Origin of the sequence: Castellaniella sp., from assembly GCF_004321985.1 — a bacterium.
Taxonomy (GTDB): Bacteria; Pseudomonadota; Gammaproteobacteria; order Burkholderiales; family Burkholderiaceae_B; genus Castellaniella.
Window position 1 is genome coordinate 1 of sequence record NZ_SCQN01000028.1, and the last position, 10,111, is coordinate 10,111.

Here is a 10,111-nt window from a genome sequence, read left to right on the forward strand (position 1 = left end):
GGCCTATCGCAGGTGATTAGTGAGGAAAGTGTGATCTTAGCGTGAGGGTAAAGTAGTTTAATTGGCTATTTAAGACTATCTGGCGCTCTCAGCTTCGATGACCGCTTTCAGCCGGAAGCTGTCATCTGCGAAAGGCTCAGCCGCAACGGATGATCGGTGAGGCGGCGTAAAGCGACTGGCTTTCGCGCGATCCTACAGTTTAGCCGCACTGCTACAGATTTTTCGCTAATTGTGAGAAGGAAATTTCATTAATTGTGAGGACCGACAGATGACCCAAAACCTACGCCTAGACAAGTAGATCTGACTTACAAGAGAGTGATCTAATCTCTCACGACATCCCACACCATCAAGGGAAAAGGAACCATAGGCTTCTCAACTTATGCCTCCAAGATTCTCATGTTATGCGTCCATCGACACTCGATGACCCAGCGGCGCAAGACGTTGGGGTTCAGGTCTTGCTCGATGGCGACCGCCGCCAGGGAGACGGCCGGGTCCATGCGCTGGGCGACCAGATCGGTCTTGAACTGTGTGGTATAGGCGCAGCGCGAATGCGATCTGCTCCTCGGTGAACTTCGACTTCTTCATGGCGACACCCTCCTGAGGGCTAGTATCGCCGGCATTCTCTACTTCTGAACTGTCCACTTTTTCGGGAGGAGGTCAACTGTTCATTATCACCGGCTTCATGGGCGGCCTGACGACCCTCTCGACGTTCTCGCTAGAAGCCACCACACTATTGCAGGCGCGCGAATTTCTGTCGGCGGCCACCCACATAGGCCTGCACCTGTTCGGCTCGATCTTCCTGACGCTCGCCGGCATCGGCATCGTCCAGTACCGCGCGCGCGGCTGACGAGCCGCGCGGCGCACCGTAGGATTGCAGGAGTACCCCCATGAACGGATTCCAACTCACCTTTTTCACGCTGCAGGACCGAACGCATGAAGGGCAACCCGTGCACCAGTGGCTCATGGAAGCAGCCTGGTCGCTGAACATCCGTGGTGTCACGGTCATTGCCGCGTAAGAAGGCCTGGGCACCGGCCGACGCGTGCATTCTGCGTGATTTTTCGAGCTCGCCGATCAACCCATCGAAGTTTCGATGGTCGTCTCGGAAGCGAAATGCGACGCGATATTGGCGCTGCTGCACAGCCAGACAGACATCCGGCTGTTCTACACCAAGGTGCCGCTCGAATCCGGCCGCATTGGCAGCGACGCGGCTTAGAGCGCCGCCGTGATCTCACGCGCCACGGCCTGCAGTTCAGGCGCCGCACGATCGCGCGGCCGCGCCAAGTCGATGCTGCGATCGGTGACGACGCCCGCAGGCGTCCCGGCCAGCACGACCACGCGGTCGGCCAGGTAGACGGCCTCTTCGATGTCGTGCGTCACGAACAGGACCGCCGGATGGCGCTGCTCCCAGATCCGCAAGAGCTCGTCCTGCAGAGCCTGGCGAGTGATTGCGTCCACGGCGCTGAAGGGCTCATCCATGAGCAGGACGCGCGGATGCAGGGCGAGCGCCCGGGCGATCCCGACGCGCTGCGCCTGCCCGCCGGAGAGCTGCCGCGGCCAGCGGTCTGCCAATTCCCCGATGCGTGCCAGGGAAAGCACTTCGCGCAGCCGCGCATCGCGCTGCGTCGCATCCAATTGCAGGCCCTTCAGGCCGCAGGCGACGTTGCCGCGTACCCGGCGCCACGGCATCAGTCGGGTATCCTGGAAGACAAAGCCGAAGGGGCGCGCAGTGGCTTCCGACGGCACCGCCAACTCGACTTCGCCACGCGCGGCCGGCACCAGTTGCGCCACGCAGCGCAGAAGCGTCGACTTCCCCACCCCCGACTGCCCCACGATGGCCACGAACTCACCGGGCTCGACGCGCAGGTCCAGGTTGCGAAAGACGGGCTGCGCGCTGCCGGCATAGCCATAGGCGAGATCACGAACGCTCAGGACGGACGCCATTGAAGCACCTTCTTCTCGAGATAGACGAAACCACTGTCGCATACCGCGTAAATGGCCGAAATTACCAGCATGTAGACAGCCACGGTCGCGTAGTCGCCCACGCCAGCTGCCACATTCATCTCCTGCCCGATCCCCGGCATGCCGATGAGCTCCGCCGCGATCAACGCCATGAGCGCCGAGCCAATACCCGTGTGCATGCCGGCAAGAATGCCAGGCGCCGAGGCCGGCAGGATGATGCCCGGCAGGCGCCGGTACCAGGCCCCTTGCCCGAACGCCCGCGCGAGTTCGTCGTACTTGGGATCCACGTTGCGCACGGCGGAGTAAGTGGCAAAGTAATTCACCCAGAACACGCCAATGGAAATCACGAAGGCTGCACCCTCGTGGCTGATCTTGAACCAGGCGATGGCAAAGATCACCCAGGCGAGCGGCGGGATGGGCCGCAGAACCCGCACGACCCCTGCCAGAAGCGCCTCCAGGGTGGTCGAGAGCGCACAGACCAGCCCCAGGGCAGCCCCAAGTGCCGTCCCCATCAGCAGACCCCACCCGTAATGCGCCAGACTGGATTCCACTGCCGCCATGAGCCGCCCCGAGCGCCATTCGCTCGCGAGGGCTTCAGGCAAGGCAAATGGATCGGGAATCGTGCCGTGATGACCAAGACCGGATTCTTGCGCGAGCTTCCAGATCACCACGAACAGGGCTAGCCCGCCCAGCCCGAACACGGCCCGCGTCCCGCGCTGCCATACCCCTGCAGGTAGCGCCAGGTGCCGGGCAGCCAGCGGTAGGGGGCGGTGCGCAACCGCAATCTCAGTGTGTGCCATTTGGCTCTCCGTGCGTCAGGCGCTCATAGAAGCTGGCATCGAACAAGGTGCTGACGTCGAGCGGCTTCTTCAGCACGCCCTGCTGGCTCTGGAACGCGTAGAGCTTCTCCGTGCCGCGCTGCAGCTCGCGCGGATCCGCTTCGTATTTCACGTGGCTCATCGACTCGCGCACGATAGCGGCCGACAGCCGCCCGCCCCCAAGATACTTCTGCACGGCAGGCACCGCCTTCTCCGGGTGCTGTTTCAGCAATTGTGTGGCCTCGATCTGCGCACGCACCAGCTGCTCCACAAAGGCCGGATGCTCGCGAATGAGTGCCTCGCGCACCAGCAGACCGGCACCGGGCTGTTCCGGGAACAGCACCTGGTCCCCTGCCACGACCCGCGCATCCGGGCGACGCGCCAGCACAATGTCGATGGCCGGATCCAGGGCAGCTGCGCCATCCACCGCGCCGGTCAGGAGCGCCTGCACGACCTGATTCTCACCCTGGTACACGAGCTGCACGGCATCGAACCCCACGTGCGTCTGATGCAGCAGCCAGTTGCGCAGGGCGGCAGCAGGCACAGAACCCAGCGGGAAAGTCGTGAGAATCGGCTTGCGCCCCTGCTCTTGCGTGAAGCGGGCTACCGCCTGCTCCGGCGAGCCCTTGGCGAACGCTTCGGCCAGCTTACCGACCGCCAGCAGCCGCGTCGCGCCCCAGTCATTGCCAGCCACGAAGCGGACATCCGCGCCCGCCGCACGGGCCACCATGGCCGGGCCGGCGCCAACATAGGCCACATCCAGCTGCCCGGAAAGCAGCGCCTGGACGATTTCCGGACCGCTCTGGAACTCAATCATGCGCGCCTGCGCAAAAGGCTTTTCCTGCGTAAGCCCCTGGGCGATCACGAACACCTGCGTGTCAGCGATGATCGGCATGTAGCCGATCTGGACCGCCGCCCCGGTGGGTGCTGCCGCAGGCACGCCGGCCGCCTGTACGCTGGTCGCCACCGCAAGCAGCGCAGCCCCAAAGCTGCGGCGCAGCCCCTTCAGCACCCGTCCCGGAATCAATTTCATCTGCCTCGTCCAAAGCCGTTTCTACATAAGTAATTTTACTTAAGACGAAAAGATATATGGGAAATGTGTATATAGCCGCCGGTTGGACGGCGGCGTCACGCGCGCAGCAGGCGGGCGATGCCGAGCGCCGGGTAGATCTGGTCGATGGCGTGCATGTCGGCCTCGGTCTGCTTGATGATCCAGGTAGCGATATCGGTGACTGTCCTGCGGATGGGGCGCCGGTGCGGAAATATCAGGTGGCAGACGCGGCCGGTGGCGAAAGCGTGTTTCTGCGCTGGCACGAGCATGCGTGTACGTAGCCAGTGGCCTGCGATGTTGATCCAGCCCATGGTGGAGTTACCAGGATTTAGTAGACGGGGATAGTATCCAGCCAATGGTTGAAGGGTGCTCGCCATGTCTAAAATCAAGGCTCCAGGCAAGGTGAGGCAGACATACAAGTTCATTGAATCGCATAGCGACGAATTCAATGTGACGACTATGTGTCGAGTCCTCGGCGTCGAACGATCAGGTTACTACGCATGGCTTCAGCACCCAGTCTCTGATCGGGCGCAGGAAGATGCTAGGCTTCTCACACTGATCCGGGCATCCTTCACAGCCAGCCATGGCATCTACGGCGCTCCGAGAATCCTGCAAGACTTGCGTGAGCGTGGGGAAACATGCAGTAAGCATAGAGTTGCACGTCTCATGCGAGAAAACGGTTTGCATGCATTGCACGGATACCGCATACGTCATATCCCGGTCTCCAAGCCGCTGGCGTTGATCCCCAATCTGTTGCAACGCCAATTTACAGTGTCCAGGCCGAATGAGGTCTGGGTAACAGACATCACCTACATCCGGACCTGGCAGGGCTGGCTTTATCTGGCCGTGGTCATAGATCTCTTCTCAAAGAAGGTCGTTGGCTGGGCTGCCCGGCCGACCATTCACCGCGAATTAGTGCTTGACGCCATTGCCAACGCAGTACGAAGCCGCCGACCTCGGAACACCCTCATTCATTCAGACCAAGGCACGCAGTATGGCAGTGATGCCTGGCGTTGTTTTTGCAAGGCCAATCATCTTGAGCCGAGCATGAGCAGACGGGGAAACTGCTGGGATAACGCTGTGGCGGAGTCCTTTTTTAGCAGCTTGAAGAAGGAACGCATCAAGAAGCGCATCTATGCTGACCAAGAAACCGCTTTGCTTGATTTGGCTGAGTACATTGACGATTTCTACAATTCGGCACGGCGACACAGCCATCTTGGCGGGATCAGCCCAAACGAGTTTGAAGCCGTACATTGCAAGCGGGAATCGGGCGTCTACTAAATCCTGGTAACTCCAAACCATGATGCTGCATGTTTCGCACCTGTTCATTGATCGGGAGGCTCACATGAGGGGGCCGGGGAGATGCCTGCTAGTGCTGGAGCATCGAGAGGAGGTTCAAAGGTGGCCTGAGCTTGTGACAATAATAACGGGAAATGGCCGGCGTCTGGAGGCGTGTTCAGAAGGTACTATGGCCGGGAATACTTCGGCAAGATGCTGCTGGATTGAGCCGTTGCGCGGCGCATCACGCTCATCATCCGTGCCTAGTCAGGCGATCCTCAGCAAGATGCCTGTGTCGAACGCCATAACCGGACAGTACACTACGATTGGCCGGCCCAAAACCTGTTTGGCAGTCTGGAGGATGTCCAGGAAGGCGCCACTGAGTGGCTCCGGACCCACAACAGTGAACGACCCCACAAGTCACTAGGCGGGTTGAAACTCGCGCAGAAGAGAAATCTCCACCTCCTCACATACTCTACGAAAGCCCACCACTGAGAATGGGGGGATTACCCCCGATCCGAGAGTTATCCAACAATGAATTCCTGCATCGATTTCCCAGATCCGCACAATTCCGCGGCACCTCGACTGCGGCGACGTTTCGACGCGCCGTCGGCGGTGCTGGCCGCGTACCACCCGGATGACGTGATGCCGGTATTGAACGCAGTGGAGCAGGCTGCGCGAGCCGGGCACTGGTGCGTAGGCTGGCTGCGCTACGAAGCTGCGCAAGCCTTCGATAAGGCCTTTGCTGATACCCTGCACGCCGTGCCCTACGGGGAGCCATTGGCGTGGTTTGGCGTACACGAACAGGTACAAGATTGGCGGGAAGAAAATGCCGCCGCGGAAGCGCCGTTGTCCACCTGGCTCCCTGGTATCGAGCGGGCGTCGTTCGATGCGGCAGTGGCTGCCATCCAGGCAGCAATTGCGGCGGGCGACTGTTATCAGGTCAATTTCACCACGCAACTGGCGGGCCGCTTGCGAGGCAACGCGTCTACGCTGTTCTCAGCGCTGCGCAGAGTGCAGCCTGCGGGCTACGTGGCTGCCATCGACAGCGGCAAGGAGCAGGTATTGTCGGTATCGCCGGAGCTATTCTTCGATTGGGATGGCGCACGCATCCTCACCCGGCCGATGAAGGGCACCGCCCCGCGCGGTGCCACACCGGCCGAAGACGCGGCCCGCGCCGAAGCCATGCGCTCCTCGCCCAAGGAGCGGGCCGAGAACGTGATGATTGTGGATCTGCTGCGCAACGATCTCTCACGTATTGCGCTACCGCATAGCGTGCAGGCATCGCGGCTGTTTCACGCCGAGGCGCTGCCTACGGTGTGGCAGATGACTTCGGACGTAGAGGCCCTCACTCGACCCGGTGCGCAGCTGGCGGACGTATTCGGTGCGCTGTTTCCGTGCGGCTCGGTCACCGGTGCGCCCAAGCGCCAGGCTATGCGCTGGATCCGGCAACTGGAACCCTGCCCGCGCGGCGTTTACTGCGGCGCCTTGGGTATCGTGCGGCCGGATGCAACGCCGGGTAGTATGCATGCCACCTTCAACGTGCCGATTCGTACGGTAACAGTGCGCGGCGACAAGTTACGCTGCGGCATTGGCAGCGGCATCACGATCGGCAGTACTGCCGAAGCCGAATGGCGGGAGTGGTGCTACAAACGCGCGTTTCTGGGCTGAGGTCACACTGGAGCCATTCTCCGGAGCACATCTGATGGTGGATTTCGATATTTTGGAAACATTCGCGCTGCGTGGTGGCACCTTCGCACGTTTGCCGTTGCATCTGGCTCGCATGCGGGCGGCGGCCCATCACTTTGGCTACCCCTGGCCCGAGCCCGACATCACGCAGATGCTCGCACAGCTTTGTGCACAGCACGCGCAAGGCGATTGGCGAATACGGCTGGCGTTGAGGTGCAACGGGCACTTGGCGACGGAAGCCCACCCGCTACCGCTCACACTCACGCCTGTGCGCCTGCAACTGGCCCGCGAACCGCTGACCAACGCCATGGTGCACGGGGACTGGGTGCGCTTCAAGACGTCGCGGCGCGAACACTATTCTGCTTTACGGCCGGCCGATGCTTCTGTATTCGACACCTTGCTGTTCAACGAGGATGGAGAGCTGACCGAGACGACACACGGCAACATCGCCGCACTACTGGACAATCGTTGGGTTACACCGCCGCTGCATTGTGGTTTGCTGCCTGGCGTAGGCCGGCACGTGCTCGTGCAGCAGGGGCGCCTGGCCGAGCAGGTGATTGAGCTGAGCGACGTGCCGCGCGCGCAGGGTTGGGCTTTCGTCAACAGCCTGCGTGGTTGGCTAGACGCGGATCTGGTCGGGTAGGGTTCGACATTGGAGACGGCAGCGGGGGTGCAGGATAATAAGCGCGCGGGGCGTTGGTTGTCTACTTGTCACTTTCACCGGGCGGCCGTTGAAGGCCCTTTACCTGGTCCTCGAACGTGCCGATAGGGACCGGTTGCCCGAACAGGTATCCCTGGTACCGCTCGCAGCCGTTTTGTTCGAGGAAAAGACGGTGTTCCTCAGACTCTACCCCCTCGGCAATGACCGAGAGCCCAAGGCTCTTCGCTAGCGAGATGATGCTGCGCACGATGGCGGAGTCGTTGGAATTGGTCGGCACCCCTCGCACGAAGCTCTGGTCGATTTTCAGCTCGTCGAGTGGGAGCCGCTTCAGATAGCCAAGCGATGAGTACCCGGTTCCGAAATCGTCTAGCGAGAATTTCACGCCGTGGGTTCTCAGCTCTGCCATCTTGCGAGTTGTCTCCTCGATGTCGCGAATCAGAAGCCGCTCGGTAAGTTCCAGCTTTAGGCGCTGCGCCCGCGCGCCCGTCTGTGCGAGGATCTGCAGAACCTGGGACACAAAGTCGCTCTGGTAGAACTGCCGGGGGCTGACGTTGACGGAAAGCGTCAGCTTGCTCAAGCCCGGGCGGCCACCCCAGTCGGCGAGTTGCTTGCAGGCGCTGCGCAGTATCTCGGTGCCCAGCCGCAGAATCGAACCCGCTTCCTCAGCGACAGAGATGAAATAGGCGGGCGACAGGCAGCCCTTCGAGGGGTGGTGCCAGCGCACTAGGGCCTCGGCTCCGGCGAGATTTGTCTTGTGCATCTGTGGCTGGTAGAAGAGCTCGAACTGCCGTTGCTCAAGGCCCGTCAGTATGTCGGCCTCGATCTGCGCGCGTTCGTTGACGGCGAGTTGGATCTGGTAATCGTAGCAGCGAAATGATCCGCGTTCGTGAGCTTTGGCTTGAGTGACCGCAAGATCCGCCCGTTTAATAAGCTCGTCGATACCATGTTGCTCACCCTGAAACAGCACGACCCCCACACAAGCGGACGCCCGATAGGATGCGCCCTTGAGCTTGTATGGCGCGTGCAGGATTTGCAGCAGCTGCCGCACGCGCTCGGCTGCTCGCGCCGCAGCGTCCTCCCGCTGCGTAGCGAGGTTGTCCAGAACGATGACGAACTCATCGTCTCCGTGGCGCGCAGCGAGATAGCGGTTTTCCGTGAAGCCGAGCAGGCGCTGCGCGATTTGCTGAAGTAAAGCATCGCCGTAGTCGCGGCCCTGAGTGTCGTTCAGGAGCTTGAAACGATCCACATCCAGAAGCAGCACTGCGCCCCAGCAGCCACTCGATGTGCTCTCGGCGAGAGTCTTGGATGCTTGCTCGACCAGCAGGCGGCGGTTCGGGAGTTGGGTGAGCAAATCGTAGTAAGAGAGTCGCTCGATACGCTGCTGTGCTGCTTTACGGGCGCTGAGGTCTTCCATTGTGACGATCTGGCCGGCGCTCGTGAGGGCGCCGCTGACCTCGACGTACCGAATTTCGCCGTTATGGCAGAGAACCTCCCTCTCGTATGGTTCTATCGTGCCGTCGCCTTCGCTCGCAAGCTTGCACTTGCGGATCCAGAGCCTACGGGCTTCTTCGCGTGTGCGGCCCTTGGGAAATGCGGCCAGCCACCAGCTCTCCAGGTCCGGGATGTCCTCCGCCGTGTAGCCGAATAACGCTCCGAAGCACCGGTTTCGGAATGTGATCCTCTGATCGGCAGCGATCAGTACGACTGCAACCGGGAGATGATCCAAGATGCCGCGCAAAGTTTGCTCGCTCGTGTTCACCTTTTCCTGAGCGAATTTCTGATCCGTGATGTCCTGGATGATTGCGATATAGGCGCCTGGTGGCTCACCTGCGGCCCACGTTGCAGATACGGACAGGTTGACCCACACGATTCGGCCGTCCCTGTGGCATAGACGCTTCTCCACGCTGAAGCTTGTAATCTCCCCCATTCGCAGCCGCGCGACCTGTGTGAGGTCGGCTATAAGGTCGTCTGGATGCGTGAGATCCTGGAAAGCCATGTGGCGCAGCTTGTCTGGGGTATAGCCGACGATGTCGCAATACCTCTGATTAATCTGTAGCCAGCGCCCCGTTGTGATGTCGGTGAGCGCTACGCCGACTGACGCCTGATTGAAGATGGCTTGGAACCACGCTTCTTTGTGGCTGTGGGCGCGGTCCTTGTTGACCTGCAGTTGCTTGTCGGAGGTGGCGTTCACTTGTGTATTCAGAAATGCCATAGCGTGAAATCCGTGAAACGGAGATTTTCTGAACTAGCCTGGACAGCCTAGAAATGCTAGCATGAAAAAAGTGCTTACAGCCTTTTTGGAAAGCTGGGACCGTCTGGAAAACGCGGGCAAAGCGATGTCGCGCAGCGCCGTGTCTGGCGAGTACTTGGCGATGACCGCCCACTTGCTGCTGGTGAGTTTGCCTTCGAAGCCGTCGAGCAGTCGGTTGAGCAGCTTCACCTGGCGCTCGTTCATGGGTGTTGCCGCCCAAGTGCTGCCAGAAGCGCGCCTTGGTCAGGACGGCATCCAGCGTGTGCTGCGCCTGATCGACGGCGCGATGGAGCGTGTCGAGGAACCAGGCGAGCCACTCGGTGACGTCCACCGATCGCTTCTGGGTCCGCTCCAGGATGTCGTAGTAGGCCTTGCGCTCCCGCTGGATCTGCGCCGACAAACT

Annotated in this window: 11 protein-coding genes and 3 pseudogenes; 7 read left to right on the top strand and 7 right to left on the bottom strand. The window is 61.0% G+C overall.

Going from position 1 to position 10,111, the window contains the following annotated elements; translation table 11 throughout:
* Positions 1-377: 377 nt before the first annotated feature.
* Positions 378-524: pseudogene (locus tag EPN31_RS16685) on the bottom strand (hypothetical protein); the annotation flags it as partial.
* Between the two features lie 143 nt (positions 525-667).
* Here EPN31_RS16685 and EPN31_RS06280 point away from each other — a divergent pair.
* From EPN31_RS06280 to EPN31_RS06290, 3 genes are all read left to right on the top strand, one after another.
* On the top strand, positions 668-847 hold the full coding sequence (locus EPN31_RS06280; RefSeq protein ID WP_367188300.1) for a CrcB family protein: 180 nt from the start codon (positions 668-670) through the stop codon (positions 845-847).
* Positions 848-887: 40 nt separating this feature from the next.
* Positions 888-1,016, top strand: coding sequence for a hypothetical protein (locus EPN31_RS06285; protein WP_291770840.1), 129 nt, complete (start codon positions 888-890; stop codon positions 1,014-1,016).
* A 75-nt stretch (positions 1,017-1,091) separates the two neighbouring features.
* Complete coding sequence (locus EPN31_RS06290; RefSeq protein WP_291770842.1) at positions 1,092-1,214, top strand: hypothetical protein; 123 nt, start codon at positions 1,092-1,094, stop codon at positions 1,212-1,214.
* Here EPN31_RS06290 and EPN31_RS06295 read toward each other — a convergent pair.
* The 4 genes from EPN31_RS06295 to EPN31_RS06310 form a co-directional block, all read right to left on the bottom strand.
* The gene (locus tag EPN31_RS06295) at positions 1,211-1,942 is read right to left on the bottom strand and encodes an ABC transporter ATP-binding protein (RefSeq protein WP_291770844.1); all 732 of its coding nucleotides are present in this window, start codon (positions 1,940-1,942) and stop codon (positions 1,211-1,213) included. The two genes, EPN31_RS06290 and EPN31_RS06295, sit on opposite strands and share 4 nt — an antisense overlap.
* Positions 1,927-2,760 carry an ABC transporter permease gene (locus EPN31_RS06300; RefSeq protein WP_291770845.1) on the bottom strand — a complete coding sequence of 278 codons (834 nt, stop codon included), beginning with the start codon at positions 2,758-2,760 and terminating at the stop codon, positions 1,927-1,929. Before EPN31_RS06300 ends, EPN31_RS06295 begins: the two co-directional genes overlap by 16 nt.
* Positions 2,747-3,811, bottom strand: coding sequence for an ABC transporter substrate-binding protein (locus tag EPN31_RS06305; protein WP_291770848.1), 1,065 nt, complete (start codon positions 3,809-3,811; stop codon positions 2,747-2,749). The genes EPN31_RS06300 and EPN31_RS06305 overlap by 14 nt, the downstream gene beginning before the upstream one ends.
* Before the next feature lie 95 nt (positions 3,812-3,906).
* Entirely contained in the window at positions 3,907-4,140 is a 234-nt protein-coding gene (locus tag EPN31_RS06310; RefSeq protein ID WP_291770850.1) for a hypothetical protein, read from the bottom strand.
* A 64-nt stretch (positions 4,141-4,204) separates the two neighbouring features.
* Here EPN31_RS06310 and EPN31_RS06315 point away from each other — a divergent pair, with 64 nt between their 5' ends.
* The 4 genes and pseudogenes from EPN31_RS06315 to EPN31_RS06330 all read left to right on the top strand — a co-directional run bounded on the left by EPN31_RS06315 (position 4,205) and on the right by EPN31_RS06330 (position 7,439).
* On the top strand, positions 4,205-5,110 hold the full coding sequence (locus EPN31_RS06315) for an IS3 family transposase (protein ID WP_291770851.1): 906 nt from the start codon (positions 4,205-4,207) through the stop codon (positions 5,108-5,110).
* A 267-nt stretch (positions 5,111-5,377) separates the two neighbouring features.
* Positions 5,378-5,602 (top strand): annotated as a pseudogene (locus tag EPN31_RS06320) (integrase core domain-containing protein); the annotation flags it as partial.
* A gap of 150 nt (positions 5,603-5,752) precedes the next feature.
* A complete protein-coding gene (gene pabB, locus EPN31_RS06325) occupies positions 5,753-6,778 on the top strand; it encodes an aminodeoxychorismate synthase component I (RefSeq protein WP_367188299.1) in 1,026 nt (341 codons plus the stop codon).
* 34 nt (positions 6,779-6,812) lie between these two features.
* The gene (locus EPN31_RS06330) at positions 6,813-7,439 is read left to right on the top strand and encodes an aminotransferase class IV (protein WP_291770855.1); all 627 of its coding nucleotides are present in this window, start codon (positions 6,813-6,815) and stop codon (positions 7,437-7,439) included.
* Between the two features lie 61 nt (positions 7,440-7,500).
* Here the strand turns inward: EPN31_RS06330 and EPN31_RS06335 are convergent, their stop codons facing one another.
* Both EPN31_RS06335 and EPN31_RS06340 read right to left on the bottom strand, forming a co-directional pair.
* Positions 7,501-9,669, bottom strand: coding sequence for a bifunctional diguanylate cyclase/phosphodiesterase (locus EPN31_RS06335; protein WP_291770858.1), 2,169 nt, complete (start codon positions 9,667-9,669; stop codon positions 7,501-7,503).
* A gap of 123 nt (positions 9,670-9,792) precedes the next feature.
* A pseudogene (locus EPN31_RS06340) lies at positions 9,793-10,111 on the bottom strand (DUF4172 domain-containing protein); the annotation flags it as partial.

Bases quoted from the DNA above. Each gene is read 5' to 3' on its own strand.
- EPN31_RS06285 (WP_291770840.1), top strand. From the start codon at position 888: ATGAACGGATTCCAACTCACCTTTTTCACGCTGCAGGACCGAACGCAT.
- EPN31_RS06290 (WP_291770842.1), top strand. From the start codon at position 1,092: ATGGTCGTCTCGGAAGCGAAATGCGACGCGATATTGGCGCTGCTGCAC.
- EPN31_RS06295 (WP_291770844.1), bottom strand. From the start codon at position 1,942: ATGGCGTCCGTCCTGAGCGTTCGTGATCTCGCCTATGGCTATGCCGGC.
- EPN31_RS06300 (WP_291770845.1), bottom strand. From the start codon at position 2,760: ATGGCACACACTGAGATTGCGGTTGCGCACCGCCCCCTACCGCTGGCT.
- EPN31_RS06305 (WP_291770848.1), bottom strand. From the start codon at position 3,811: ATGAAATTGATTCCGGGACGGGTGCTGAAGGGGCTGCGCCGCAGCTTT.
- EPN31_RS06310 (WP_291770850.1), bottom strand. From the start codon at position 4,140: ATGGGCTGGATCAACATCGCAGGCCACTGGCTACGTACACGCATGCTC.
- EPN31_RS06315 (WP_291770851.1), top strand. From the start codon at position 4,205: ATGTCTAAAATCAAGGCTCCAGGCAAGGTGAGGCAGACATACAAGTTC.
- pabB (WP_367188299.1), top strand. From the start codon at position 5,753: ATGCCGGTATTGAACGCAGTGGAGCAGGCTGCGCGAGCCGGGCACTGG.
- EPN31_RS06330 (WP_291770855.1), top strand. From the start codon at position 6,813: ATGGTGGATTTCGATATTTTGGAAACATTCGCGCTGCGTGGTGGCACC.
- EPN31_RS06335 (WP_291770858.1), bottom strand. From the start codon at position 9,669: ATGGCATTTCTGAATACACAAGTGAACGCCACCTCCGACAAGCAACTG.